Source organism: Streptomyces sp. YPW6 (assembly GCF_018866325.1).
Taxonomy (GTDB): Bacteria; Actinomycetota; Actinomycetes; order Streptomycetales; family Streptomycetaceae; genus Streptomyces.
This window is the reverse complement of the sequence record NZ_CP076457.1, coordinates 6,042,584-6,068,607: the sequence shown is the minus strand read 5'-3', so window position 1 is coordinate 6,068,607 and position 26,024 is coordinate 6,042,584. Positions and strand designations below refer to the sequence as shown.

Here is a 26,024-nt window from a genome sequence, read left to right as displayed (position 1 = left end):
GCCCGGACCGGACGGAGGCCCCGCCACGGCACCCGGGCCGGGTCACCACCCCCTCCCGGCGCCCAGGCCCGGCGGGTGCCCCTCCCCTTCCCGGCGCTCAGGCCGGGCGGGTCTCCCCTTCCTGGCGCTCAGGCCGGGCGGATCTCCCGCCGCATGGCCCGGTGCGGCATGCCCGCGTCGGGGAACTCCGGGCCGTACGCGACGTAACCGAGCCGCTCGTAGAAGCCGAGGGCGTGCGTCTGGGCGTGCAGGTCGACGGCGGCCAGGCCCAGCTTCCGCGCCTCGTCCTCGATGGCCACGACGAGTGCCGCGCCGACGCCGAGGCCGCGCGCTCCCCGGCTCACGGCGAGCCGGCCCAGCGACCCGACGGTGAGGTCGCCGCCGGTCTTCCCGGCCGCGTCCGCGCCGTGCAGCAGCCGTCCGGTACCGAGCGGGGTGCCGTCGGCGGCGACGGCCAGGACGTGCACGGCGGTCGCGTCGTAGGCGTCGTACTCCAGGTCCTCGGGGACGTTCTGCTCGCCCACGAAGACGTCCTTGCGGACCTGGAAGCAGGCCGCCCGGTCAATCTCCTCGACGGCCCTGCGGGTGCTGTACGGGGTCGGGGCGCCGGTCACTGGCTCTCCGCGGAGATGGTGTCGAGGGCGTGCTGGAGGTCGGCCGGATAGCTGCTGGAGAACTGCACCCAGCGCCCGTCGGCCGGGTGCTCGAAGCCCAGGCGGACGGCGTGCAGCCACTGCCGGGTCAGCTTGAGGCGCTTGGCCAGCGTCGGGTCGGCGCCGTAGGTGAGGTCACCGACGCAGGGGTGGCGGTGGGCGGACATGTGGACCCGGATCTGGTGGGTGCGCCCGGTCTCCAGCTTGATGTCGAGGAGGCTGGCGGAGCGGTAGGCCTCGATCAGGTCGTAGTGGGTCACCGACGGCTTGCCCTCGGCGGTGACCGCCCACTTGTAGTCGTGCTGGGGGTGGCGGCCGATGGGGGCGTCGATGGTGCCGCTCATCGGGTCCGGGTGGCCCTGGACGAGAGCGTGGTACTTCTTGTCGACGACCCGGTCGCGGAACTGGGCCTTGAGCAGGGTGTAGGCGCGCTCGGACTTGGCGACGACCATCAGGCCGGAGGTGCCGACGTCGAGGCGGTGCACGATGCCCTGGCGCTCGGCGGCACCGGACGTCGAGATCCGGTAGCCGGCGGCGGCGAGACCGCCGATGACGGTGGTGCCGGTCCAGCCGGGGCTGGGGTGGGCGGCCACGCCGACCGGCTTCATGATGACCACGATGTCGTCGTCGTCGTGGACGATCTCCATGCCCTCGACGGGCTCGGCGACGATCTGGACCACAGGGGCCGCCTGCGGCATCTCCACTTCCAGCCAGGCACCGCCGTGGACCCGCTCGGACTTCCCGGCCACCGAACCGTCCACCTGGACCTTCCCGGCGGCGGCCAGCTCGGCGGCCTTGGTCCGGGAGAAACCGAACATCCGGGAGATGGCGGCGTCGACGCGCTCGCCCTCCAGGCCGTCGGGTACGGGCAGGGTGCGGATCTCGGGGTGCGTGCTCACCCGTCGAGTATGCCTTGCGCGGCACGCTCCCCGTCCCGCCCGGTCAGTCCTTGTGGACGGTCCCGTCGGGGTCGAGGCCCTTGAAGGACAGGATCACGATGAGGATGCCGCCGCAGACGATGGCGGAGTCCGCGAGGTTGAAGACGGCGAAGTGCTTGGGGGCGATGAAGTCCACCACCGCGCCCTCGAACACGCCGGGCGCCCGGAAGAGCCGGTCGGTGAGGTTGCCGAGGGCACCGCCCAGGAGAAGACCCAGGGCGATGGCCCACGGCAGGCTGTAGAGCTTGCGGGCCAGCCGGACGATCACCACGATCACACCGGCGGCGATGATGGTGAAGATCACGGTGAACGCCTCACCGAACCCGAACGCGGCCCCCGCGTTCCGGATCGCCCGGAACTGGAGCCAGTCGCCGATGATGTCGATCGGCGGCTGATGCTCCAGCTTCGCGACCACGATCATCTTCGAGACCAGGTCGAGCAGGTAGGCGACGACGGCCACGCTCAGGAGAACGAGGACCTTCCGCCTGCCCCGGCCCGCGTTGACGGCGGCGTCGGCGGCCGTGCTGCCGCCCTCGTCCGTGCCCTCGGCCTCGGGATCGTCCGGCGTACCGATGATGCGCTCCGCCTCTGCCACGTAAGTCCCTCAACCCTAGGTGCCTGCCTTCGGATGAGGGTACGACACACCTGTGCGGATCAGCCGCGCCGCTCCTGCTTCTGCTTGTCCTCGACGCACAGGGTCGCCCGGGGGAAGGCCTGCATGCGCGCCTTGCCGATCGGCTTGCCGCAGATCTCGCACAGCCCGTACGTTCCCGCCTCAAGCCGGGCCAGCGCCCGCTCGGTCTGCTCCAGCATCTCCTGGGCGTTGGCGGCGAGCGACAGTTCGTGCTCGCGGGTGATGTTCTTGGTGCCGGTGTCGGCCTCGTCGTCGCCCGCGCCGTCGCCCGAGTCCCGCATCAGCCCGGCGAGGGCCGCGCCGGAGGCCTCCAGCTCACTGCCGAGCCGCAGGATCTCGCTGCTCAGCAGGGTGCGGGCCTCGGTGACCTCCTCGGGCGTCCAGGGATCCTCGCCGGGCCGGACGGCCAGCTCGTCCGGGGCGGCGGCACGGGCGGGCGGCACGGGGGCCGTGGCCTGTGCGCCTGCTGCCGGACGACTCGCGCTCTTCTTGGCTACCACCGTGGGGGCTCCCGTCTGCTCGGCGGCCCGGGCCGCCTCCGTGGCCGCCGGTGCGGCCTTTTTCGCGGTCTTCTTGGCGGTGCTCTTCGAGGCGGCGGGCTTGTCGCCGGCCGCCGCCTTCCTGGCCGCGGTCTTCTTGGCGGCGGCCTTCTTCACCGTCTTCTTCGCTGCCTTCTTCGCCACCATGGCCGCGGCCCCTTCACATATTGTGATCTTGCTCGCGAATCGTGCTGGGACGATAAATCGACTCCAGCCCCGCGGCAACGGGGCACGCCGCCCACTCGCCTCCCCCGTGTCCGGTCGTGGCGCGCCTGCCTCCGTTGTTCCCAGCTCCCCGCCCGGTAATCCGGCCCGCGGGTCCCGCCGGGAAGTGCATGTACCCCGTCCCGCCACTCGGGTCACGCCCACGCGCCCCCGATAAACCGGTCGGCCGTCGCCCGTACGGCCCCGTACACTGGCCCCAGCGAGAGGCATCGACGGGACGAGTAGCGCCGTACGCAGCCAGCAGCGACCCGGGGACGGTGGGAGCCCGGGGGCGAGCGCGGTGTGAAGATCACCCCTGAGCCGCCGGAAGAACGCCAGGAGACGCGGGGCACACCCCCGGCACCAGGCCACTAGACCCGGCATCGCGACCCCAATGAGGGGGCCACGGGCCGTGCCCGGGGCCAAGGAGGGTGGTACCGCGGGAGCCGAGACGCTCTCGTCCCTCCGACGGAAGTGGAAGACATCCGCCGGAGGAAGCCGCACATGACATCGCCGCAGTACCGCCAGGTACCCGCCCAGGTCGACCTGCCCGCGCTGGAGCACGCCGTGCTCGACTTCTGGCGGGAGAACAAGGTCTTCGCCAAGAGCCTCGACCAGTCCGAGGGCCGTCCGGAGTGGGTCTTCTACGAGGGCCCGCCCACCGCCAACGGCATGCCGGGCGCCCACCACATCGAGGCCCGCGTCTTCAAGGACGTCTTCCCCCGCTTCCGCACGATGCAGGGCTACCACGTCGGCCGGAAGGCGGGCTGGGACTGCCACGGCCTGCCGGTCGAGCTCGCGGTGGAGAAGGAGCTGGGCTTCAACGGCAAGAAGGACATCGAGGCGTTCGGCATCGCCGAGTTCAACGCCCGGTGCCGTGAGTCGGTGACCCGGCACACCGACGCGTTCGCCGAGCTGACGACCCGCATGGGCTACTGGGTCGACCTGGACGACGCCTACCGCACGATGGACCCGGAGTACGTGGACTCCGTGTGGTGGTCGCTCCAGCAGATCTTCGACAAGGGCCTGCTGGTGCAGGACCACCGGGTCGCCCCCTGGTGCCCCCGCTGCGGCACGGGCCTGTCCGACCACGAGCTGGCCCAGGGCTACGAGACGGTCGTTGACCCCTCGGTCTTCGTCCGCTTCCCCCTCACCTCCGGCCCGCTGGCCGGCGAGGCGGCGCTCCTGGTCTGGACGACCACCCCGTGGACCCTGGTCTCCAACACGGCGGTCGCCGCGCATCCCGAGGTCCGCTACGTCGTCGCGACGAACGGCGAGGAGAAGCTCGTCGTCGCCGAACCGCTGGTGGAGAAGGCGCTGGGCGAGGGCTGGGAGGTGACCGGCCAGTCGTTCACGGGTGCCGAGATGGAGCGCTGGAGCTACGAGCGCCCCTTCACGCTGGTCGACTTCCCGGCCGAGGCCCACTACGTCGTCAACGCCGAGTACGTCACCACCGAGGACGGTACGGGTCTGGTCCACCAGTCCCCCGCGTTCGGCGCCGACGACCTCGTGGTCTGCCGCTCCTACGGCCTCCCGGTGGTCAACCCGGTCCGCCCGGACGGCACGTTCGAGGAAGACCTCCCCCTGGTCGGCGGCGTCTTCTTCAAGAAGGCCGACGAAGCGCTCACCGCTGACCTGGACGCGCGCGGCAAGCTCTTCCGCCACGTCCCGTACGAGCACAGCTACCCGCACTGCTGGCGCTGCCACACGGCGCTGCTCTACTACGCGCAGCCGTCCTGGTACATCAGGACGACGGCCGTCAAGGACCGTCTGCTCCAGGAGAACGAGAAGACGAACTGGTTCCCGGACTCGGTCAAGAACGGCCGCTTCGGCGACTGGCTGAACAACAACGTCGACTGGGCGCTGTCCCGCAACCGCTACTGGGGCACGCCGCTGCCGGTCTGGCGCTGCGAGGACGACCACCTGACGTGCGTGGGCTCGCGCGCGCAACTGACGGAACTCACGGGCACGGACCAGTCGGGTCTCGATCCCCACCGCCCCTTCATCGACGAGATCACCTTCACCTGCACGCACGAGAACTGCCAACTGGAGGCGTACCGCGTCCCGGAGGTCATCGACGCCTGGTACGACTCGGGTTCGATGCCGTTCGCGCAGTGGGGCTACCCGTACAAGAACAAGGAGATCTTCGAGAGCCGCTACCCGGCGCAGTTCATCTCGGAGGCCATCGACCAGACCCGCGGCTGGTTCTACACGATGATGGCCGTCGGCACGCTGGTCTTCGACAAGTCGTCCTACGAGAACGTGGTCTGCCTGGGCCACATCCTCGCCGAGGACGGCCGCAAGATGTCCAAGCACCTGGGCAACATCCTCCAGCCGATCCCGCTGATGGACCAGCACGGGGCGGACGCGGTGCGGTGGTTCATGGCGGCGGGCGGCTCCCCCTGGGCGGCACGCCGGGTGGGCCACGGCACGATCCAGGAGGTCGTCCGCAAGACGCTCCTGACCTACTGGAACACGGTCGCCTTCCAGGCCCTGTACGCGCGTACCTCCGGCTGGGCCCCGTCGGCGGCCGACCCGGCCCCGGCCGACCGCACGGTTCTGGACCGCTGGCTGCTGAGCGAACTCAACGCGCTGGTCGACCAGATGACCGTCGCGATGGAGGGGTACGACACCCAGCGGGCCGGCAAGCTGCTCTCGGCGTTCGTGGACGATCTCTCCAACTGGTACGTACGCCGCTCGCGCCGCCGCTTCTGGCAGGGCGACAAGGCGGCGCTGCGCACACTGCACGAGGTCGTCGAGACGGTGACCCGGCTGATGGCCCCGCTGGTCCCGTTCATCACGGAGCGGGTGTGGCAGGACCTGATCGCCCCGGTCACCCCGGACGCCCCGGAATCGGTGCACCTGGCGTCGTGGCCCCGGGCCGAGGTTTCGGCGATCGACCCCGGCCTCTCCTCCCACATGGCGCTGGTGCGCCGCCTGGTGGAGCTGGGCCGGGCGACGCGCGCCGAATCGGGGGTGAAGACGCGCCAGCCCCTGTCCCGCGCACTCGTCGCGGCGAACGGCTTCGAGTCCCTCTCCCCCGAGCTGCGTGCCCAGATCACCGAAGAGCTGAACGTCACATCCCTCGCCTCGCTCTCCGAGGTGGGCGGCTCGCTGGTCGACACCACGGCCAAGGCGAACTTCCGGGCGCTGGGCAAGCGGTTCGGCAAGGGCGTGCAGGCGGTGGCCAAGGCCGTGGCGAACGCGGACGCGGCCGCGCTCTCCCTGGCGCTGCGCGAAGGCACGGCGTCGGTGGAGGTGGAGGGCGAGCAGGTCACGCTCTCCCCCGACGAGGTGATCATCACGGAGACCCCGCGCGAGGGCTGGTCGGTCGCCTCGGACTCGGGCGCGACGGTGGCCCTGGATCTGGAGATCACTCCGGAGCTGCGCCGGGCGGGCCTGGCCCGTGACGCGATCCGCCTGATCCAGGAAGCCCGCAAGAACAGCGGCCTGGACGTGGCGGACCGCATCGCCGTCCGCTGGACGACGACCTCCCCGGCGACGGCGGAGGCCCTGGTGGAGCACGCCCCCCTCATCTCCGAGGAGGTCCTCGCCGAGGACTACGCACAGGGCGAGGCGGACGACACGTACGGCACCCCGTTCGAGGACGAGGGTCTGGCCCTGACGTTCCGCCTGCGCAAGCAGTAGGGGAAGCAGCCCGCACCCAGGGGCAGGGCCCGCCGGAATACACTCCGGCGGGCCCTTCTTCATATCCCCGAACCCCGCCCGCCCTGTGTACGAGGGCACGGGGGCTTGGGGCAACGCCCCGGTTCCGGGAAGGGGAGGGCGGGAGAGAGGGAGCAGCCCCGCCGTACGGCGCACCCCGCCCGCACCCCGCGCCCCGCAGGCACGGCAGAGGGCCGGGCCCCGGGAAAACCCGGGGCCCGGCCCTCTGCCTGCCGACGGCTACGCGCTCAGCGAGCGCGCACCGCTCAGTTGTCGTCCTCGTCGATCAGGAATCCCCGCATCGGGGAGGGAGCCTGCTGCTGCATCGGCTGCGGCGCCTGCGGCCGCACCGGCGCCATCGGCTGCGTCATGGCCGGCGACATCTGCTGCTGACCGCCGTAGGACGGACCGCTGCCCATGGACTGACCGCTGCCCATCTGCTGGCCGCCGTGGCCACCGTGGGTCGAGCCGCCCATGGAGTGACCCATCGCACCCGCACCGGCCGGAGCCAGCGAGGGGGACGGCGGCAGCGAAGCGGCAGCCGGCGTCCGCGGCGGGGCGAGCGAGTCGTCCGCCTGGGTCTCCAGCTGGCGCAGCTGGCTCTCCAGGTAGGACTTCAGCCGCGTACGGTACTCACGCTCGAAGCCACGCAGATCCTCGACCTTGCGCTCCAGCGTCGCGCGGGCCGACTCCAGCGAGCCCATCGCCACGCGGTGCTTCTCCTGGGCGTCCCGCTCCAGGGCGTCGGCCTTGGCCCGCGCGTCGCGCTCCAGGCCCTCGGCGCGGCTGCGGGCCTCGCCGACGATCTTGTTGGCCTCGGAACGGGCCTCCGCGATCGCCTGGTCCGCGGTCTGCTGCGCGAGGGAGAGGACGCGGGCGGCGCTGTCGCCCCCGGGACCCTGCCCCTGACCCTGCTGCTGCATCTGCTGCATCTGCGGCGGCTGCATCTGCTGCTGGGGGTGCTGACCCATGGGGCCGCCCATCGGGCCGCCCATGGGGCCGCCCTGCATCGGGCCGGGGCCGTGCGGTCCCTGCGGACCGGGGCCGTGACCACCCTGGGGGCCGTGACCGCTGGGACCTGCGGGCAGCTGCGGCGCGCCACCGGGCAGCTGGGGCGGGCCCATCTGCGGGGGCTGCTGCTGCTGCTGCGGAGGTCCAGATATGGCGGCGGGAACGGGTGCGCCGGGGCGCTCCTGCTGCTGCTCCGGAGGCTTGCGCATACCCTGCTGCTGTTGCTGCTGCTGGTTCTGCGCGGCGGCGCGCGTAGCAGCGGCCAGCTTGGCGCGCAGGTCCTCGTTCTCACGGAGCAGACGGGTCAGCTCGGCTTCGACCTCGTCGAGAAAGGCATCGACCTCGTCCTCGTCATAGCCTTCTCGGAGGCGGACGGTCGTGAACTGCTTGTTCCGCACGTCCTCGGGGGTCAACGGCATCTCTTCTTCACCTCTACGTAGTCGTCGGCAGTCGGCAAGACCGTATCGCTCACAACCTGACCACAACGCTGATCAGGATGTAGACGATGATCATCAGAACGAAGAAGGACAGGTCGAGTGCCACGCCCCCGAGACGCAGCGGCGGGATGAACCGCCGCAGAAGCTTGAGCGGTGGATCGGTGACAGTGTAGGTGGCCTCAAGTACGACCACCATCGCCTTGCCGGGTTGCCATGAACGTGCGAACTGGAAGACGTAGTCCATGACCAGCCGGAAGATCAGCACGATGAGGAAACACATCAGCGCGATATAGACCACATCCAGTGCGACGCCCATGTCTCGCGCTTCCCTCTCCCCTGGCTCTCGTCAGCTCCGGCCTCGCGGCCGGCTCCGGCCTCGCGGCCGGGTCGTTCCCGGTGTCGTGTTCTCAGCTCTGGTTGAAGAATCCGCCCTCTGCGATGCGGGCCTTGTCCTCCGCCGTGACATCGACGTTAGCAGGCGACAACAGGAACACCTTCTGCGTCACGCGTTCAATGCTGCCATGGAGACCGAAGACGAGTCCCGCGGCAAAGTCGACAAGTCGCTTCGCGTCCGTATCGTCCATCTCCGTGAGGTTCATGATCACCGGAGTGCCCTCGCGGAAGTGTTCCCCGATGGTACGGGCCTCGTTGTAGGTCCTGGGGTGGAGCGTGGTGATGCGGTACGGCTCCCGCTCGGACACGGCCTTGGGCATGATCACCGGTGCGTTCTTCTCCATGTTCGGACGTTCTGGTGTGATGGATGCCACGGGTGCGATCCGGGCGGGTCGCACGGTTTCCGCAGGCAGCTGAACCGGCTCACGCTGAGCGGGCGGCTGCACCACTCGCACCGGTTCGTCCCTTTCGCGCTCGCGCTCCCTCTCCCGCTCCACCTGGTGCGGGGGCTGGTGTCGCCGCCGGTCGCGCTCGGGCTCCGGCTCAGGTTCGAATTCGTCATCGGGGTCGAACCCCGGACCGTCGTACCCATCGTCCTCCACGAGGCCGAGGTAGACCGCCATCTTGCGCATCGCGCCGGCCATGCTCCGAGTCCTCCGCTCTGTGGTGGATCGGCATTCGTCACCAAGTGCCCGCGATCCACTGTGGTCTGCCCGCCAGAAGTGGGAATGACCATATTTTCTGCTGTGGTCCGACTTGCTTCGCGACGTTACCCGAGCCGGGGTCGGACTCCGAGTACCGCCGTACCGACGCGTACATGTGTCGCTCCGGCCGCCACCGCGTCCTCCAGATCCCCGCTCATACCTGCGGAGACCATGTTCGCAGCCGGATGACCGGTGCGCAGGCGGGATGAGATTTCCATCAGCCGGTCGAACGCGGCCCGTTGCCGGCCGGCGTACTCCCCGGCCAGCGGCGCCACGGTCATCAGCCCGTCGAGCCTGAGTCCGGGGGCGGACGCGACCGCGGCCGCCAACTCCTCGACCCCGTCCGGTGCGACACCGCCGCGCTCACCGCGCTCACCGCTCTCCGCGTCCAGGGCGACCTGGATCAGACAGCCGAGTTCACGGTCCCCGCGCACCGCCGCGGCGGAGAGAGCGGTGACCAGCTTGGCGCGGTCCACCGACTGCACCACATCGGCATAACCGGTCACGGAGCGAACCTTGTTCGTCTGCAGTTGTCCGACAAAGTGCCATGTCAGCGAAAGATCCGCACAAGCGGCGGCCTTGGGCGCGGCGTCCTGGTCACGATTCTCCGCGACATGGCGCACACCGAGTTGATGCAGGATCCGCACATCGCTCGCGGGGTAGGTCTTGGTGACCACGATCAGGGTCACGTCCTCCCGCTCGCGCCCCGCGGCGGCGCAGGCGGAGACGATCCTCTCCTCCACCTGTGCGAGATTCGCCGCGATGTGAGCCTTACGGTCCGTCATGCCCTATCCGTCCAGCCAGACATATCCGGCGAGCCGCCCGGTGGTGCGGTCGCGGCGGTACGAGAAGTGGTCGCCCGATTCGAGGGTGCAGGACGACGAGGAGTGCCGGTCCGTCACGCCGAGAGCGGCGAGCTGGGCGTGGACTCCGCCGGTGACGTCCACCGCCGGGGTGCCCCAGCTGGTCTCCGACCAGGCGCCGGGGACGGCCTCGGCCACCTCGGTCCGCATCGCCTCGGGCACTTCGTAGCACCGACCGCAGACGGCCGGTCCGGTGTGCGCGACGATCCGGGAAGGGCGTGCGCCGAGCGCGACCATGGCCTCGACCGCGGCCGGGACGACTCCGGCGACCAGTCCCGGCCGCCCCGCGTGCGCCGCTCCGACGACTCCGGCGACCGGGTCGGCGAGCAGGACGGGGGTGCAATCGGCGGTCAGGACCGCGAGCGGCAGTCCGCGCCGGGCGGTCACCACCGCGTCCACGGCCGGAATCTCCGCGTCCGTACCCCAGGGCCCGTCCACGACCGCGACGTCCCGCCCGTGCACCTGGTTCATCCAGACGACGAGCTCCGGGTCGATGCCGAGCTCGCGCGCGGCACGCTCCCGGTTCGCGCCGACGGCGGCGGGGTCGTCTCCGACCGCGCCGCCGAGGTTGAGTTCGCCGTACGGAGCGGCGCTCACTCCGCCCCACCGGTCGGTGAAGGCGAAGTGAGCGCTGCCCGCGACGGTGTCCGTCCGGTGCTGATCTATCACTTCAAGAAGTCCGGTACGTCCAGCTCTTCGGCCTGGGCGTCCTGGTAGGGACGGGCCGGCGGGACGTGCGGCGGAGAGACGGGCGGCAGCGCGCTCTCGCTCGAAGTCGACGCGGGAGCGGGAGTGGGAGCGGGCTCGGCCGGGGCCGGGGTCTCCTCGCGCGGGGGCACGGAGCCCAGTCCGCCGGCCGGGCGCGCGGGCTCCGGTGCGGACCGCACCGGGGCGGCCGGCTCCTCACGCTTGGCGCTGTTCGCACCGAGCACGTTCTCCCGGCGGGCGGGCGGCTGTCCGCCGTCGAAGCCCGCGGCGATCACGGTGACCCGGACCTCGTCCCCCAGGGCGTCGTCGATGACGGCGCCGAAGATGATGTTGGCCTCGGGATGGGCCGCCTCGCTCACCAGCTGGGCGGCCTCGTTGATCTCGAAGAGACCGAGGTCGCTGCCGCCGGAGATGGAGAGCAGGACCCCGCGGGCGCCGTCGATGGAGGCTTCCAGGAGGGGCGAGGAGATCGCCATCTCCGCCGCCGCCACCGCACGGTCGTCGCCGCGCGCCGAGCCGATGCCCATGAGCGCCGATCCGGCCTCGGACATGACCGACTTGACGTCGGCGAAGTCGAGGTTGATCAGGCCCGGGGTGGTGATGAGGTCGGTGATGCCCTGGACACCCGAGAGCAGCACCTGGTCGGCCGACTTGAAGGCGTCGAGCACGCTGACCTGGCGGTCCGAGATGGACAGCAGGCGGTCGTTGGGGATGACGATGAGGGTGTCGACCTCTTCGCGGAGCTCGGCGATGCCGTCCTCCGCCTGGTTCGCGCGTCGCCGGCCCTCGAAGGTGAACGGGCGGGTGACCACACCGATCGTCAGGGCGCCCAGCGAGCGGGCGATGTTGGCGACGACCGGTGCGCCGCCGGTGCCGGTGCCGCCGCCTTCGCCGGCGGTGACGAAGACCATGTCGGCCCCCTTGAGGACCTCCTCGATCTCCTCACGGTGGTCCTCTGCCGCCTTACGACCGACTGCCGGGTTCGCCCCGGCGCCGAGGCCCCGGGTGAGTTCGCGGCCGACGTCGAGCTTGACGTCGGCGTCGCTCATCAACAGGGCCTGTGCGTCCGTGTTGATCGCGATGAACTCGACGCCCTTGAGGCCGACCTCGATCATTCGGTTGATGGCATTGACACCACCGCCGCCGACACCGATGACCTTGATGACTGCGAGGTAGTTCTGCGGTGCTGCCACGTCGAAGGCCTCTCGCCTCGAGTTACGTGTCGTCGCTCTGCGGTGGCCCCGCGGCGACGACTGATGTCGATGGGGACGGTCCGAATGCCGACCCAAACCCTAACGTTCAAGTTTAGGGTTACCAGTGTGTCTGCTTCCTGGACTCTTCCGAACAGGACACTAAGTCGACAAGTGGCGCCCGTTCAACGAACACGCCGAACCTCCCGTTTTTCTTTTCACCCTATGTGATCACCCGTAGCGCTGACCAACCAGGGTGCTGGCCAGCACAAATGCCCGTCAACTCCCCGATACCGCCGGGGCGGTGGGAGCGCTTACGTCGAACTGTCCCGCTTTGGGCTCCGCCTTCATGAGCGCGGTGAGGATGCGCGCCTTCGCCGTACCGTTCTCGCCGCTGCCCCAGAACACCTCGCGATCCCGGGTGAGCCGCAGGGAGATCGCGTCGAACGAGGCGACCCGGAGGGCCTCGGTGTCCTTGGCGACCGCCGCCGGAAGGTCGCCGGTGACCCGGACCGCTTCCCGCAACAGACGGTCACCGCCGAAGCGGCGAAGGCTCGCGGACGGTTCGGGCTCCAGCTCCAGCAGGGGCACACCCTTCGGGGCCCGGTCCACGGTGGCGAAGCGCACGCCCTTGGCGTCCACTTCGACGAACTTCCCGTCCTTTTCGACCAGAAGGACCGGCTTTCGCTCCGTCACCTTAAGTCCGATTCCGTTCGGCCAGGACCGAACGACATCAACTCTGTCGATACGAGGCAACTTCTGGCGCAACCGACGCTCCATCGCGTCGGTGTCCACGGAGGCGAGCGGGGCGCCGACCGGCGTCGCGGCAACCGCTTCCACCTCTTCGCGGGTCAGGACATCGACCCCGCTCGTGGTGACCTTCTCGACACGCAGCCAGGAGGAGCCGTAGAGGGCCCAGATGACGAACGCAGTGAGCAGGGCGACTGCGACGCCGATGAGGATCAGCAGGGCACGGCGGCCGATCCGGGGCCCCTCGGGGCCGATGTGCGGCGGGCGGGCGGAGGTGTCCGCCCGCCCGGGTGCGCCGCGCTGGGCGGTCGTCGGTCCGGCCACGCTCGCTCCTTCACCGGAACCCGGGACGCCCGCCCCGGGTCCGGACCGCATCGCGCCGTACGCCTAGCGGCGCGCGGCAATCGCTTCGTACACCATGCCGACGAGCAGGTCGTCGGCGTCGCGCCGGCCGAACTCGGCGGCGGCGCGGGACATTTCGTACAGCCGGTGCGGATCCGACAGTACCGGCAGGACGTGGGACTGCACCCACTCCGGGGTGAGCGCCGCGTCGTCCACCAGCAGGCCGCCGCCGGCGTTGACCACCGGCTGGGCGTTGAGCCGCTGTTCGCCGTTGCCGATGGGCAGCGGGACGTAGGCGGCGGGGAGCCCGACGGCGGAGAGTTCGGCGACGGTCATCGCGCCCGCGCGGCAGAGCATCATGTCGGCCGCGGCATACGCGAGATCCATCCGGTCCACGTACGGTACCGGGATGTAGGGCGGCATCCCGGGCATGTTGTCGATACGCGGCAATTCGTTCTTCGGGCCCACCACATGGAGGATCTGGATTCCCGAGCGCTGGAGCAGCGGCGCGACCCGCTGGACCACCTCGTTGAGGTGGCGCGCGCCCTGCGAACCGCCGGAGACCAGCAGCGTGGGCAGGTTGGGGTCGAGGCCGAAGGAGGCACGGGCCTCCGGCCGGACCCGGGCGCGGTCCAGGGTGGCGATGGTGCGGCGCAGCGGGATGCCGATGTAGCGGGCGTCACGCAGCTTGCTGTCCGGGGTGGAGACGGCGACCCCGTGGGCGTACCGCGAGCCGATCTTGTTGGCCAGGCCCGGCCGGGCGTTGGCCTCGTGGACGACGATCGGCACGCCGGCCCGCTTGGCGGCCAGGTAGCCGGGCAGGGCGACATACCCGCCGAAGCCGACCACGCAGTCCGCCTTGGTGCGCTCCAGGACCTGCTCGGCGGCCTTGATCGTGCCGCGCAGCCGGCCCGGGACGGTGATCAGTTCGGGCGTGGGCTTGCGCGGCAGCGGGACGGCCGGGATGAGCGCCAGTTCGTACCCCCGCTCGGGTACGAGCCTGGTCTCCAGGCCGCGTTCCGTACCGAGGGCCGTGATTCCCACGGTCGGGTCCTGCCTGCGCAGGGCGTCTGCGAGGGCAAGCGCGGGCTCGATGTGTCCGGCGGTCCCCCCGCCGGCGAGTACGACATGCACCGAAATTCACCGCTCTCCGGACGGGCGCTTCTTGACGCGCCGTCTCATCGTCTTCCATCTCACCCCGGGCTTCCGCATGGCCAGGGCCGCCTTCGCCGCGGGGTCCTCCCGTGCGAAGGTGATCATCAGCCCGACCGCGAACATCGTCGGCAGCAGGGCCGATCCCCCGTAGGAGAACAGCGGGAGCGGAACCCCGGCGATCGGCAACAGGCCGAGCACCGCACCGATGTTGATCACGGCCTGGGCCGTGATCCACGTGGTCACGCCTCCCGCGGCATACCTCACGAAGGGGTCCTCCGTGCGTCCGGCCACGCGGATACCCGCATAGCCTAGAGCCGCGAAGAGGGCGAGCACGGACAGCGTCCCCGCCAGACCCAGTTCCTCACCGGTGATCGCGAAGATGAAGTCGGTGTGGGGTTCCGGCAGTTGGCCCCATTTTTCCACACTCGCACCGAGCCCGGAACCGAACCATCCGCCGGAGGCCAGAGCATAGATTCCGTGCGCCGCCTGCCAGCAGCCGCCCTCCGGGTCGGGTTCGCTCACTCCCATGCAGGCGAGCCGGGACATCCGGTTGGGGCTGGTCCTGATCAGCAGGAACGCGAGCACCGCGGCGAAGCCGAGAACCCCGGCGAAGAGCCGGGTCGGGGCGCCGGCCAGCCAGAGGAGACCGAACAGGATCGCCGTGAGAATGATCGCTGTTCCCATGTCGCCGCCGAGCATGATCAGCCCGAGCAGCATGAAGGCGACCGGGACGAGCGGCACGAGCATGTGCTTCCACTGCGTCAGCAACCGCTTGTCCTGCTTGCGGGCCAGCAGGTCCGCCCCCCACAGGATGAGGGCCAGCTTGCCGAACTCGCTGGGCTGGAGCTGGAACGGGCCGCCCAGGTAGAGCCAGTTCTGGTTGCCGTTGACCGACATCCCTATCCCCGGCACCTGCACCAGGACCATCAGGAAGACGGTCACCATCAGTATCGGGTAGGCCAGCCCCCGGTGGAGCTTCACGGGCATCCGGGCGGCGATCAGCATCAGCGCGCCCCCGATGACGGCGGCGAGGAACTGCTTGCCGAAGAAGTACGTCGAGGGCTTGCTGATGTCCAGTGCCTTGATCATCGAGGCGGAGTAGACCATCACCAGGCCCAGCACGGTGATCAGGAGGCTGGAGCCGAGGATCACGTAGTAGGCGGTCAGGGGGCGGTCCCAGGCCCGCCGCGCCCGCTCGTAGGCCCGGCGCGGTCCGCCGCCGCGTCCGGGGCCCGGGGTACGGGAGCCGGACCCGCCGCGTCCGGAGGCGCGGGGCGTCTCGGGGCGCCGGGCGCCGGTGGCGAGCCGTCCGCGCAGGGCCAGCCCGGGGGGCAGGGAGACACCGACGGGGGCGGGCGCATCGGTGAGGGGGCGGGGCACCCGGGCCCGTGCGCTCTCCCGCCGTACGGCGAATCTCTCGTCGGCCGGCATTGTCGCTGTCCCCTCCACTGCTCGTGCCCGGGGCCGGTGACCCCGGGCGCGGAGGCCCGGTCGGTCAGGCGCTCTCGTCGGCGCGTGCGCGGACCGCCTCCGCGAACGCCTCGCCCCGCTTGTTGTAGTTGGTGAACATGTCCATCGAGGCACAGGCCGGGGCCAGCAGTACCGTATCGCCCGGCCGGGCGAGCTCGGCGGCCCGCGCGACCGCTTCGGACATCGCCCCAGTGTCGGTCCGTTCGAGGTCGACCACCGGGACTTCGGGGGCGTGTCGCGTCAGGGCTTCGTGGATCAGGGCCCGGTCGGCGCCCATCAGGACGACGCCGCGCAGCCGCTTCGCCGCCCCGGTGACCAGTTCGTCGAAGGTGGCGCCCTTGGCGAGGCCTCCGGCGATCCAGACGATCGAGTCGTAGGCGGCCAGGGATGCCTCGGTGGCGTGGGTGTTGGTGGCCTTGGAGTCGTCCACGTAGGCGACTTCGCCGATGTCCGCGACGTGTTCGATGCGGTGGGCGTCGGGGCGGAAGGCGCGCAGCCCGTCGCGGACGGCCGCCGGTTCCACGCCGAAGGCGCGCGCGAGGGCGGCGGCCGCGAGGGCGTTGGCGATGTTGTGCGGGGCGGGCGGGCTGACGTCGTCGACCTCGGCCAGCTCCTGGGCCTGCTGCTGGCGGTTGGCGACGAACGCCCGGTCGACGAGGATCCCGTCGACGACGCCGAGCTGCGAGGGGCCCGGGGCGCCGAGGGTGAAGCCGATGGCGCGGCAGCCCTCTTCGACGTCGGCCTCGCGGACCAGGTCCTCGGTGGCCGGGTCGGCCACGTTGTAGACGCAGGCCACGGTGTTGCCCTCGTAGACCCGGCCCTTGTCGGCGGCGTACGCCTCCATCGAGCCGTGCCAGTCGAGGTGGTCGGGGGCCAGGTTGAGGACGGCGGCGGAGTGGGCGCGCAGGGAGGGCGCCCAGTGCAGCTGGTAGCTGGAGAGTTCGACGGCGAGGACGTCGTACTCCCTCTCGCCGAGCACCGCGTCCAGCAGCGATACGCCGATGTTGCCGACGGCCGCGGTCCGCAGGCCCGCCGCCTCCAGGATGGAGGCCAGCATCCGTACGGTCGTGGTCTTGCCGTTCGTGCCGGTGACCGCGAGCCAGGGGGCGGCCTTCCGGCCGTTGTCCCCGCGCAGGCGCCAGGCCAGTTCGACGTCGCCCCAGACCGGGACGCCCGCCTCGGCGGCAGCCAGGAAGAGCGGCTTGTCCGGCTGCCAGCCGGGGGCGGTGACGACGAGTTCCGTGGACGGCGGCAGGGTGGCGCCGTCGCCGAGGCGCACGGTGATCCCGAGCGCCTCCAGTTCGGCCGCCTGTGCGCGGGCACGTTCGTCGTCGCCGTCGTTGACGACGGTGACGAGCGCGCCGCGCTCGCGCAGGGCCCGGGCCGCGGGGATTCCGCTGACGCCGAGCCCGGCGACGGTGACGTGCTTGCCCTGCCAGTCCACGGTGCTCACTTCTTGGCTGCCCATCCCGCGTAGAAGAGGCCGAGTCCGACGATCACGCACATGCCCTGGATGATCCAGAAGCGGACCACCACGAGGACTTCGGACCACCCCTTGAGTTCGAAGTGGTGCTGGAGCGGCGCCATGCGGAACACGCGCTTGCCGGTCATCTTGAAGGAACCGACCTGGATGACCACGGACATGGTGATCATCACGAAGAGGCCGCCGAGGATGGCGAGCAGGAACTCGGTGCGGGACAGGATCGCGAGGCCCGCGAGCGCGCCGCCGAGGGCGAGCGAGCCGGTGTCGCCCATGAAGATCTTGGCGGGAGAGGTGTTCCACCACAGGAAGCCGAAGCAGGCGCCCATCAGGGCGGCAGCGACGACGGCGAGGTCGAGCGGGTCGCGCACCTCGAAGCAGGCGCTGGGGTTGGTCAGGTTGTCCGCGTTGGCGCAGGACTCCTGGAACTGCCAGAGGCCGATGAAGGTGTAGGCGCCGAAGACCATCACCGAGGCACCGGTGGCCAGACCGTCGAGGCCGTCGGTGAGGTTCACGCCGTTGGACATGGCGAGGATCATGAACAGCGCCCAGACGCAGAACAGCACCGGGCCGATCGACCAGCCGAAGTCCTCGACGAACGAGAGCCGGGTGGAGGCCGGGGTGTAGTTCATGGAGTTGGGGAACTGGAGCGAGAGCACCGCGAACGCGATGCCGACGATCAGCTGTCCGGCCATCTTCGCCTTGGCGCGCAGACCCAGCGAACGCTGCTTGACGATCTTGATGTAGTCGTCGAGGAAGCCGACGAGGCCCATGCCCGCCATGAGGAAGAGCACGAGGACACCGGAGTAGCGGATCTCCTCACCCGTGATGACCTTCGCCAGGAGGTACGCCGCGATCGTCGCCAGGATGAAGGCGATGCCGCCCATCGTGGGCGTGCCCTTCTTGCTGCCGTGGGTGCGCGGGCCGTCATCCCGGATGAACTGCCCGTAGCCCTTGCGGGCCAGCAGCTTGATCAGCAGCGGGGTGCCGACCAGGGTCAGGAAGAGCCCGATGGCCCCCGCGAAGAGGATCTGCCTCATCGGCCGGCGACCTCGCCCTCGGTCGCGTTCTCCAGCAGTGCCTGGGCGACCTTCTCCAGGCCGACCGACCGGGACGCCTTCACCAGCACGACGTCTCCCGGGCGCAGTTCACTGCGCAACAGGTCGACGGCCGCCTGCGCGTCGGACACGTGCACCGACTCCTCACCCCACGAACCCTCGTTATAAGCGCCCAGTTGCAGCCAGGAGGCTTCTCTCCCCCCGACAGCGACGAGCTTGCTGACGTTGAGCCGGACGGCGAGCCGTCCGACCGCGTCGTGCTCGGCGAGCGACGCGTCACCGAGCTCGGCCATCTGACCGAGCACCGCCCAGGTGCGTCCCCCGTCGGCCCCTCGGGCCTGGCCCATGGCGGCCAGCGCACGCAGTGCGGCCCTCATGGATTCGGGGTTCGCGTTGTAGGCGTCGTTGACAACCGTCACACCGTCCCCGCGCTCGGTGACCTCCATGCGCCAGCGGGAGAGGGTGCCCGCCTCCGAGAGCGCATCGGCGATCTCGGTCACGGACATGCCCAACTCATGGGCGACGGCGGCCGCGGCGAGCGCGTTCGACACGTGGTGCTCACCGTACAGGCGCATGGTCACGTCGCTGCACCCGGTGGGTGTGTGGAGCTCGAAGGCGGGGCGCCCGTCGGGGGTCATCCGGACCTTCTCGCCCCGTACGTCCGCTTCGGGGGCTTCTCCGAAGAGCAGGACGCGGGCCTTGGTGCGCGAGGCCATGGCGCGGACGAGGGGGTCGTCGGCGTTGAGCACGGCACAGCCGTCCTCGGGCAGGCCCTCGACCATTTCGCCCTTGGCCTGGGCGATGGCCTCCCGGCTGCCGAACTCGCCGAGGTGCGCGGAGCCGACGTTGAGGACCAGGCCGATCCGGGGCGGGGTCAGTTCGGTGAGGTAGCGGATGTGGCCGATGCCGCGGGCGCCCATCTCCAGGACCAGGTGCTCGGTCTCGGCGGTGGCGGTCAGGGCGGTGAGCGGCAGTCCGATCTCGTTGTTGAGGGAGCCGGGCGTCCAGACGGTCGGACCGTGGCGCTGGAGGAGCTGCGCGATCAGGTCCTTGGTGGACGTCTTGCCCGCCGAGCCGGTGAGGGCGACGACGCTGGTGCCCAGGCGTTCCACGGCGGCTCGGGCGAGGGCTCCGAGCGCGCCGACGACGTCGTCCACGACGATCGCCGGAACGCCGACGGGGCGGGCCGCCAGCACGGCTGCCGCGCCCGCCTCGACGGCGCGCTGGGCGTAGTCGTGGCCGTCGACCCGCTCGCCGGCGAACGCGGCGAACAGGCTGCCGGGCGCGACCTCGCGGGAGTCGATGACGACGGGCCCGGTCACGGTGACTGCCGGGTCCGGTATGTCGTGCGGCTGCCCGCCGACGATTTCGGCGATCTCGGCGAGGGAAAGGGTGATCACTCGGTCATCCCTGACTGTTGTTCTCGTGGTGCGGGGCACGGTCGGCGCCGGGGTGCGCCAGGGACCGCTCGATGGCTGCGTGCAGGACCTTGCGGTCGTCGAAGGCGCGGACCACTCCGTGGACGTCCTGGCCCTGCTCGTGGCCCTTGCCCGCCACCAGGACGGTGTCGCCGGGTTCGGCGCGGGCGACGGCGGCGGCGATCGCGGCGGCCCGGTCGGCGTCGACCAGCACGTCGCCGCGTTCGTGGACGGGGACCTCGGCGGCCCCGGAGAGCATCGCGGAGAGGATCGCGAGGGGGTCCTCGGAGCGGGGGTTGTCGGAGGTCAGGACGGCGGTGTCGGCGAGCCGGGCCGCCGCGGCGCCCATCGGGCCGCGTTTGGTGGTGTCGCGGTCGCCGCCGCAGCCGAGCACGATGTGCACCTTGCCCTCGGTGACCTTGCGCAGGGAGCGCAGGACGGACTCGACGGCGTCGGTCTTGTGCGCGTAGTCGACGACGGCGAGGTAGGGCTGTCCGGCGTCCACCCGCTCCAGCCGGCCCGGGACCCCGGGGACGGCGGCCACGCCGTCGGCGGCGATCTGCGGGTCGATGCCCGCGACGGCCAGCGTGACGATCGCGGCGAGGGTGTTGGCGACGTTGAACGGGCCGGGCAGCGGGGCGCGGGCGGCGATCCGTTCGCCCTTGGGGCCGACCGCGGTGAAGGTGCTGTCCCGCGGTCCGACCTCGACGTCCTCGGCGTGCCAGTCGGCGTCCGGGTGGCCCTCGGCGGAGAAGGTGGTGACCGGGACGCCGGACTCGGTGATGAGCCTGCGGCCGTACTCGTCGTCGAAGTTGACCACTCCGCGGTGGCTGCGCTCGGGGGTGAAGAGCTGCGCCTTGGCCTGGAAGTAGTCCTCCATGCCGGAGTGGAACTCCATGTGCTCCGGGCTGAGGTTGTTGAAGACGGCGACGTCGAAGACGCAGCCGTCGACCCGGCCGAGCACCAGCGCGTGGCTGGAGACCTCCATCGCGACGGCCTCGACGCCGCGCTCGCGCATGACGGCGAACAGGGCCTGGAGGTCGGTGGCTTCGGGGGTGGTGCGCTCGGACTTGATGCGCTCGTCGCCGATCCGCATCTCGACGGTGCCGATCAGCCCGGTGGGGCGTCCGGCGGCGCGCAGCCCGCCTTCGACGAGGTACGCGGTGGTGGTCTTGCCGGACGTTCCCGTGATGCCGATCTGGAGCAGGCCGATGCCGGGCCGCCCGTAGATGTCGGCGGCCAGCTCGCCCATCACGGCCCGCGGGTTCTCGGTGACGAGGACCGGGAGGCCGGTGGCGGTGGCGCGTTCGGCGCCGGTGGGATCGGTGAGGACGGCGACGGCGCCCAGGCCCGCGGCCTGGGCCGCGAAGTCGGCACCGTGCATACGGGCGCCGGGCAGGGCCGCGTACACGTCTCCGGGGCGCACGGCCCGTGAGTCGTGCGTGATGCCGGTGACGTCACCGCTCCCGGCGGTCTCGACGCCGAGCCGGTCGGCCAGCTCGCCGAGGGGGGTGGGCCGGAGCCGGTCCGGTCGGGGCGCTCCCGGGTAGGTCACAGGCGCGTCCTTCTGAGAGGTTTGGGACTGATCAGCGTGGGGCACGGCGGTGAGCGTACCGGGCCGGTGCGTGCTCTCGCCAAGCGAGGGACCCTGGTTCCGGTGGTTCACGTTCCGGTTCCCGGGGTCGGGGGTGATCGTTGTCACTGAGGGTTCCCTTGGAGGAGATGCTCGCGCATCCCCGTGTTCACTCGCCGGGTTTGAAGGACACCGGCAGCCGAGGCGGCTCGCTGCCGGACGGTGGGGTCTGGAGCGTCTTGAGCGCGAACTCCATGACCTGCTTGTAGATCGGGCCGCAGATCTGGCCGCCGAAGTAGCTGCCCTTGGTGGGGTTCTGGATCGCGCAGTAGACGGTGATCTGCGGGTCGTCGGCGGGGGCGAAGCCCGCGAAGGATGCGGTGTAGCCCTGGTAGACGCCGCGGACGGGGTCGACCCGGTTGGCGGTTCCGGTCTTGCCCGCGACCCGGTAGCCGGGGATGGCGGCCTTGGTACCGGTTCCCTCACGGTCGTCGACGACGGACTCCAGCATGGCCGCCAGGGTCTTGGCGGTCTTCTCGCTGACCACCCGGTTCTCCTCGGGCGCCTCGGCCGGGGTGAAGCGGCCGTCGGAGCCCTTGGTCCCGCGTACGAGGGTGGGGGCGACCCGTACGCCTCCGTTGGCGACCGTGGAGTAGACGGATGCGGCCTGGACGGCGTTGACGGAGAGGCCCTGGCCGAAGGGGATCGTGTACTGCTGGGAGGTCGACCAGTCCTTCGGGCGGGCCAGCAGGCCGGGCGATTCGCCGGGGTAGCCGAGCCCGGTCTTCTTGCCGAGGCCGAACTTCCGCAGGTAGTCGTAGAGGACCTGGTTCGACTCGGCCTGGGTCTTGCCGAGCTGACCGGTCGCCAGGATGGTGCCGATGTTGCTGGACTTGGCGAGGACCCCGTTGAGCGTCAGATACCAGGTGGGGTGGTCGACGTCGTCCTTGAAGAGGCGGTCGCCCCGGTGCAGCCGGTTGGGGACGGTGACATGGGTGCCGGGCGTGGCGACCCCTTCCTCCAGCACGGCCGCGATCGACATGATCTTGCTGGTGGAGCCGGGCTCGTACACGTCCTGGAGGGCCGCGTTGCCGAGGGAGGCCGCGGTGGCCTGGGAGAGGTCGTTGGGGTCGTAGCCGGGGGCGTTGGCCATGGCCAGCAGCTCGCCGGTCCTCGTGTTCTGCACGATGACGTAGCCCCGGTCGGCCTTGGACTTGGCGACCTGGTCGCTGATGGCCTTCTGCGCGGCCCACTGGATGTCGCGGTCGATGGTCAGCTCGATGTCGGAACCGGGCACGGCCGGGATCTCGCTGCTGCCCGCGGTGGGGACCCGCCGGCCGCCCGCCTGCGCGTAGCGGATCCTGCCGTCCTCGCCCGCCAGCTCCTTGTTCAGCTGTGACTCCAGGCCGCCGCCGCCCTTCCCGTCGGCGCTGACGAAGCCCAGTATCCCGGCGGCGAGGTCCCCGTTGGGGTAGACGCGCCTGGTCGTCGGCTCCTGGAGGACCCCGGCCAGGACGTTGGCTCCGGGGCCGCCCTTCAGCTTGTCCTCGGACGCCTTCTCGGCGAAGACGGCCTTGAGGTCCTTGATCTGCTTCCAGACCTGGGGGGTCTGCCGGTAGGCGAGGACGGTGTAGCGGCTCTTGGGCGCCGAGAGCTTCTTGACGAGGTCGTCGACGTCCTTGCCGAGGATCGGGGCGAGCAGCGCCGCGGCCTGCTGCGGGGCGTCGGGCGCCTTGCTGTCCTCGGGCGTGAAGAGCTTGGGGTCGGCCGTGATGTTGTGCGCGTCCACGCTGGTGGCGAGCGCGATGCCGTTGCGGTCGGTGATCTCGCCGCGTTCGGCGGCGACCGTGTACTCCAGGTAGCGGTTCTTCTCGGCCTTGGCCGCGTAGGCGCTGGCGTCGACGGCCTGGACCTGGAGCAGCCGGGCCACGAAGGCCAGCATGACGAGCGTCAGCCCGAGGCTGACGAGCCGCAGGCGGGGGCGCGGGCTGCCGAGGCGCAGGGAGCGGGGTGGGGTGCCGCGCCGGGTGGTGCGCCCGGGGCGGGGCGGGGCGGCGGGCGGACGGGCGGGCGCCGGAGCGGCCGGATCCGGAGGCCCCGGTGCGGGGCGGGCCGGGCCGGGTACGCGGCGGCGCGGCGGTTCCTGGGCGGCACTGCGTCACCTGCCGGGGCTCGTCGGGGGCGGGCTGTTCTGCGCCGGGGCGTCGGGCCCGGTCGCGGAGGGCGACGGGGAGCCGGAGGCGCCGGCCGGCGCTTCGGAGGCGGAGGGCTCGGCGGCCGCGGCGTCGGGGTCCGACGAGGCGTCGGGGTCGCCCTCCGTGTCGGGGTCCGGCGAGGCGTCGGCCGGGGCTTCGGGGCTCGGGGTTGGGCTGGGGGGCGGCGCGGTCGCCTCCGTGGGCTTGCCCTGGACCGTGCCGTCGGGGTTCAGGAAGGCGGGGCTGCCGCCGGGGACCATGCCGAGTTCCCGGGCGCGCTGCTCCAGGGCGTCGGGCTGGGACCGGCTGTCGACATCGCGCTGGAGTGCCTGCTGCTCGTCGGTGAGTTCGGTGGTGTCCCGCTTCAGCTCGCTGAGCCGGAAGGATCCCTCGTTGAGCGCGGAGTTGAGCAGGAGCAGGGTGATGAGTCCGCCGGCGAGGAGCACGACGACCAGCAGGACGAAGGGCGTGCGGGCCGCGCTGCTGGGCCCGGTGGTCGGCATCAGCCGGGCGAGCCGGGCGGCCCGCCCCTTCAGCGGTGCGGCCGGTTTGCTCACCCCGCGACTCCCCCGCTGCGGCGTCCGGCCCCGGTGCTCATCGCTCCTCCTCGCGGATGCGCTCGGCGCCGCGCAGCCGGGCGGGGGCGGCGCGCCGGTTCTCGGCGACCTCCTCCTCGGTGGGCAGCTCGGCGCCCCGGGTGAGCTGCTTCAGCCGGGGCTGGTAGCGCTCGGGGACGACGGGGAGTCCGGGGGGCGCGGTGTTGGCGGCGCCGGCCGCGAAGACCTGCTTGACCAGCCGGTCCTCCAGCGAGTGGTACGACAGGACCGCGATGCGGCCGCCGACGGCGAGGCTGTCGACGGCGGCCGGGATGGCCCGCTCCAGGACGCTCAGCTCGCCGTTGACCTCGATGCGCAGGGCCTGGAAGGTCCGCTTGGCGGGGTTGCCGCCGGTGCGCTTGGCGGCCTGCGGCAGCGCGTCGCGGATCAGCTCGACGAGCCGGGCGCTGTTGCTGAACGGCTCCTTCTCGCGCTCGCGCACGATCGCGGAGACGATCCGCTTGGCCTGCTTCTCCTCGCCGTACGCGCGCAGGATCCGCACCAGCTCGCCGGGCGGGTAGGTGTTGAGCACCTCGGCGGCGCCCATCCCGGTGGACTGGTCCATGCGCATGTCGAGCGGGGCGTCCTGGGCGTAGGCGAACCCGCGGTCGGCCTCGTCCAGTTGCATGGAGGAGACGCCGAGGTCGAACAGGACGCCCTGGACCTTGGGGATCTGGAGCCGGGCGAGGACCTCGGGGAGTTCGTCGTAGACCGCGTGGACGAGGGTGGCCCGGTCGCCGTAGGGGGCGAGCCGCTCGCCGGAGAGGCGGAGGGCTTCCTTGTCACGGTCCAGGGCGATCAGCCGCGCGGTGGGAAAGGCGGCGAGCAGGGCCTCGCTGTGGCCGCCGAGGCCGAGGGTGCAGTCGACGACCACGGGGTCCGGGCGGGCCGGGTCCCCGAGAGCCGGGGCCAGCAGGTCCAGACACCTCTGGAGCATCACCGGGACGTGTCGGGTCTGGCTCAATGCGCCCTCTCAGGCTCTGTCCCGCGGCCGGCACGTACGTCCTGGTCCCCGCCCGCTCCGAAGGGGAGGCCCGCCGGCGCCGGGGAAGGGGCGTCGGCCGACCGGGAGCGGGAGAGGGCCGGGTCGCACGTACGCCGCACATCACGGGGAAACACGGAGTATGCAGGAGGTGCGGGGGTGCGACGGGGCGGTGGAGCGGGAGTGTGGTGGTTGACTTCGCGTTACTTTAGTCCACCCTGCCATTCGATCGATTCGCGATCAACGAACCGCGCAACGCGTCGCATCACCCGACCGGATGCGGCGAACCCACCCGAACGGGTGCACCCGGGGGGCCTGTGGGTTAGCTCACAACAAGTCGCGTTGATGTTCTTTGTCCGCTCTCACAGCCCGCCCGTGCCAGGTCGGAAGGCTAACGTCGTAGCCATGTCGACTTCTGCTCACTCCCCCGCCGAGTCCGTGACGTCCACCGCTGCGGCGGTCCGCGAGGGGGGCCAGGTCACCGACCGCCTCGTCGCACTGAACTCCGAGTACGCGAAGGACTTCCGCGACCCGGGCATGGACGCGCGCCCCGTCCTCCAGGTCGCCGTGGTCGCCTGCATGGACGCCCGTCTCGACCTGCACGCCGCGCTGGGCCTGGAGCTCGGCGACTGCCACACCATCCGCAACGCGGGCGGTGTGGTCACCGAGGACGTGATCCGCTCGCTCACCATCAGCCAGCGGGCGCTCGGCACCCGCAGCGTCATCCTCATCCACCACACCAACTGCGGCCTGGAGTCCCTCACCGAGGGCTTCCGGCAGGACCTGGAGCGCGAGGTCGGCCAGCGTCCGGCCTGGGCCGTGGAGGCCTACACGGACGCCGACCAGGATGTGCGCCAGTCGATGCAGCGGGTGCGGACCTCGCCGTTCCTGCTGCACACCGACGACGTACGCGGATTCGTCTTCGACGTGACCACCGGTCTGCTGCGGGAGATCGACTCCGTTTCCTGAACGGATCCGCGTCGCTTCCCGGCCCACCGCCGCACCTCACGCACACATCGCCGTACCCCCGCGGCGCCGGAATCGTGACAGACACTGCCTTTTCGC

Annotated in this window: 22 protein-coding genes; 2 read left to right on the top strand and 20 right to left on the bottom strand. The window is 71.1% G+C overall.

Annotated features, from left to right (window positions below; genetic code table 11):
* Positions 1–128: 128 nt before the first annotated feature.
* From KME66_RS26580 to KME66_RS26565, 4 genes are read right to left on the bottom strand one after another with little or no spacing between them, the layout of a single operon-like run.
* A complete protein-coding gene (locus KME66_RS26580) occupies positions 129–614 on the bottom strand; it encodes a GNAT family N-acetyltransferase (protein WP_216326768.1) in 486 nt (161 codons plus the stop codon).
* On the bottom strand, positions 611–1,552 hold the full coding sequence (locus KME66_RS26575; protein WP_216326766.1) for an RluA family pseudouridine synthase: 942 nt from the start codon (positions 1,550–1,552) through the stop codon (positions 611–613). Before KME66_RS26575 ends, KME66_RS26580 begins: the two co-directional genes overlap by 4 nt.
* Positions 1,553–1,595: 43 nt before the next feature.
* Positions 1,596–2,186 (bottom strand): signal peptidase II, encoded by a 591-nt coding sequence (lspA, locus tag KME66_RS26570; RefSeq protein ID WP_216326764.1) that lies wholly within the window; start codon positions 2,184–2,186, stop codon positions 1,596–1,598.
* A 59-nt stretch (positions 2,187–2,245) separates the two neighbouring features.
* The gene (locus KME66_RS26565; RefSeq protein WP_073217826.1) at positions 2,246–2,911 is read right to left on the bottom strand and encodes a TraR/DksA C4-type zinc finger protein; all 666 of its coding nucleotides are present in this window, start codon (positions 2,909–2,911) and stop codon (positions 2,246–2,248) included.
* 561 nt (positions 2,912–3,472) lie between these two features.
* Between KME66_RS26565 and ileS the strand changes: the two genes are divergently transcribed.
* Positions 3,473–6,616 (top strand): isoleucine--tRNA ligase, encoded by a 3,144-nt coding sequence (gene ileS / locus KME66_RS26560; RefSeq protein WP_073217829.1) that lies wholly within the window; start codon positions 3,473–3,475, stop codon positions 6,614–6,616.
* A gap of 284 nt (positions 6,617–6,900) precedes the next feature.
* Here ileS and KME66_RS26555 read toward each other — a convergent pair whose 3' ends face one another.
* From KME66_RS26555 to rsmH, 16 genes are all read right to left on the bottom strand, one after another.
* Entirely contained in the window at positions 6,901–8,064 is a 1,164-nt protein-coding gene (locus tag KME66_RS26555; protein WP_216326761.1) for a DivIVA domain-containing protein, read from the bottom strand.
* Positions 8,065–8,113: 49 nt separating this feature from the next.
* Positions 8,114–8,398: a YggT family protein gene (locus KME66_RS26550; RefSeq protein ID WP_006123846.1), complete on the bottom strand. Its 285-nt coding sequence runs from the start codon at positions 8,396–8,398 to the stop codon at positions 8,114–8,116.
* Positions 8,399–8,489: 91 nt separating this feature from the next.
* The gene (locus tag KME66_RS26545) at positions 8,490–9,119 is read right to left on the bottom strand and encodes a cell division protein SepF (RefSeq protein WP_073217834.1); all 630 of its coding nucleotides are present in this window, start codon (positions 9,117–9,119) and stop codon (positions 8,490–8,492) included.
* Positions 9,120–9,244: 125 nt separating this feature from the next.
* Positions 9,245–9,964 (bottom strand): YggS family pyridoxal phosphate-dependent enzyme, encoded by a 720-nt coding sequence (locus KME66_RS26540; protein ID WP_073217836.1) that lies wholly within the window; start codon positions 9,962–9,964, stop codon positions 9,245–9,247.
* 3 nt (positions 9,965–9,967) lie between these two features.
* Positions 9,968–10,711, bottom strand: coding sequence for a peptidoglycan editing factor PgeF (pgeF, locus tag KME66_RS26535; protein WP_216326758.1), 744 nt, complete (start codon positions 10,709–10,711; stop codon positions 9,968–9,970).
* A complete protein-coding gene (gene ftsZ, locus KME66_RS26530) occupies positions 10,708–11,943 on the bottom strand; it encodes a cell division protein FtsZ (RefSeq protein WP_073217842.1) in 1,236 nt (411 codons plus the stop codon). The genes pgeF and ftsZ overlap by 4 nt, the downstream gene beginning before the upstream one ends.
* Before the next feature lie 276 nt (positions 11,944–12,219).
* Complete coding sequence (locus KME66_RS26525) at positions 12,220–13,014, bottom strand: FtsQ-type POTRA domain-containing protein (protein WP_216326755.1); 795 nt, start codon at positions 13,012–13,014, stop codon at positions 12,220–12,222.
* Between the two features lie 63 nt (positions 13,015–13,077).
* Entirely contained in the window at positions 13,078–14,166 is a 1,089-nt protein-coding gene (murG, locus tag KME66_RS26520) for an undecaprenyldiphospho-muramoylpentapeptide beta-N-acetylglucosaminyltransferase (RefSeq protein ID WP_073217851.1), read from the bottom strand.
* Positions 14,167–14,172: 6 nt separating this feature from the next.
* Positions 14,173–15,618: a putative lipid II flippase FtsW gene (gene ftsW / locus KME66_RS26515; RefSeq protein WP_236726270.1), complete on the bottom strand. Its 1,446-nt coding sequence runs from the start codon at positions 15,616–15,618 to the stop codon at positions 14,173–14,175.
* A gap of 64 nt (positions 15,619–15,682) precedes the next feature.
* Positions 15,683–17,125: a UDP-N-acetylmuramoyl-L-alanine--D-glutamate ligase gene (gene murD / locus KME66_RS26510; RefSeq protein ID WP_178378938.1), complete on the bottom strand. Its 1,443-nt coding sequence runs from the start codon at positions 17,123–17,125 to the stop codon at positions 15,683–15,685.
* Complete coding sequence (mraY, locus tag KME66_RS26505; protein ID WP_073217857.1) at positions 17,107–18,177, bottom strand: phospho-N-acetylmuramoyl-pentapeptide-transferase; 1,071 nt, start codon at positions 18,175–18,177, stop codon at positions 17,107–17,109. Before mraY ends, murD begins: the two co-directional genes overlap by 19 nt.
* Positions 18,174–19,595 carry a UDP-N-acetylmuramoyl-tripeptide--D-alanyl-D-alanine ligase gene (gene murF, locus KME66_RS26500; RefSeq protein WP_073217861.1) on the bottom strand — a complete coding sequence of 474 codons (1,422 nt, stop codon included), beginning with the start codon at positions 19,593–19,595 and terminating at the stop codon, positions 18,174–18,176. The genes mraY and murF overlap by 4 nt, the downstream gene beginning before the upstream one ends.
* 4 nt (positions 19,596–19,599) lie before the next feature.
* Positions 19,600–21,168 carry a UDP-N-acetylmuramoyl-L-alanyl-D-glutamate--2,6-diaminopimelate ligase gene (locus tag KME66_RS26495; RefSeq protein ID WP_178378939.1) on the bottom strand — a complete coding sequence of 523 codons (1,569 nt, stop codon included), beginning with the start codon at positions 21,166–21,168 and terminating at the stop codon, positions 19,600–19,602.
* 187 nt (positions 21,169–21,355) lie between these two features.
* Entirely contained in the window at positions 21,356–23,128 is a 1,773-nt protein-coding gene (locus KME66_RS26490) for a penicillin-binding protein 2 (protein ID WP_216326752.1), read from the bottom strand.
* Between the two features lie 216 nt (positions 23,129–23,344).
* The gene (locus tag KME66_RS26485) at positions 23,345–23,938 is read right to left on the bottom strand and encodes a septum formation initiator family protein (RefSeq protein WP_216326749.1); all 594 of its coding nucleotides are present in this window, start codon (positions 23,936–23,938) and stop codon (positions 23,345–23,347) included.
* Between the two features lie 37 nt (positions 23,939–23,975).
* Positions 23,976–24,941, bottom strand: coding sequence for a 16S rRNA (cytosine(1402)-N(4))-methyltransferase RsmH (gene rsmH / locus KME66_RS26480; protein WP_216326746.1), 966 nt, complete (start codon positions 24,939–24,941; stop codon positions 23,976–23,978).
* A 423-nt stretch (positions 24,942–25,364) separates the two neighbouring features.
* Between rsmH and KME66_RS26475 the strand changes: the two genes are divergently transcribed.
* Positions 25,365–25,928, top strand: coding sequence for a carbonic anhydrase (locus tag KME66_RS26475; RefSeq protein ID WP_073217875.1), 564 nt, complete (start codon positions 25,365–25,367; stop codon positions 25,926–25,928).
* The last annotated feature ends 96 nt before the right edge of the window (positions 25,929–26,024 follow it).

Bases quoted from the DNA above. Each gene is read 5' to 3' on its own strand.
- KME66_RS26565 (WP_073217826.1), bottom strand. From the start codon at position 2,911: ATGGTGGCGAAGAAGGCAGCGAAGAAGACGGTGAAGAAGGCCGCCGCC.
- ileS (WP_073217829.1), top strand. From the start codon at position 3,473: ATGACATCGCCGCAGTACCGCCAGGTACCCGCCCAGGTCGACCTGCCC.
- KME66_RS26555 (WP_216326761.1), bottom strand. From the start codon at position 8,064: ATGCCGTTGACCCCCGAGGACGTGCGGAACAAGCAGTTCACGACCGTC.
- KME66_RS26550 (WP_006123846.1), bottom strand. From the start codon at position 8,398: ATGGGCGTCGCACTGGATGTGGTCTATATCGCGCTGATGTGTTTCCTC.
- KME66_RS26545 (WP_073217834.1), bottom strand. From the start codon at position 9,119: ATGGCCGGCGCGATGCGCAAGATGGCGGTCTACCTCGGCCTCGTGGAG.
- KME66_RS26540 (WP_073217836.1), bottom strand. From the start codon at position 9,964: ATGACGGACCGTAAGGCTCACATCGCGGCGAATCTCGCACAGGTGGAG.
- ftsW (WP_236726270.1), bottom strand. From the start codon at position 15,618: ATGCCGGCCGACGAGAGATTCGCCGTACGGCGGGAGAGCGCACGGGCC.
- murD (WP_178378938.1), bottom strand. From the start codon at position 17,125: ATGGGCAGCCAAGAAGTGAGCACCGTGGACTGGCAGGGCAAGCACGTC.
- mraY (WP_073217857.1), bottom strand. From the start codon at position 18,177: ATGAGGCAGATCCTCTTCGCGGGGGCCATCGGGCTCTTCCTGACCCTG.
- KME66_RS26490 (WP_216326752.1), bottom strand. From the start codon at position 23,128: ATGCTGGCCTTCGTGGCCCGGCTGCTCCAGGTCCAGGCCGTCGACGCC.
- KME66_RS26475 (WP_073217875.1), top strand. From the start codon at position 25,365: ATGTCGACTTCTGCTCACTCCCCCGCCGAGTCCGTGACGTCCACCGCT.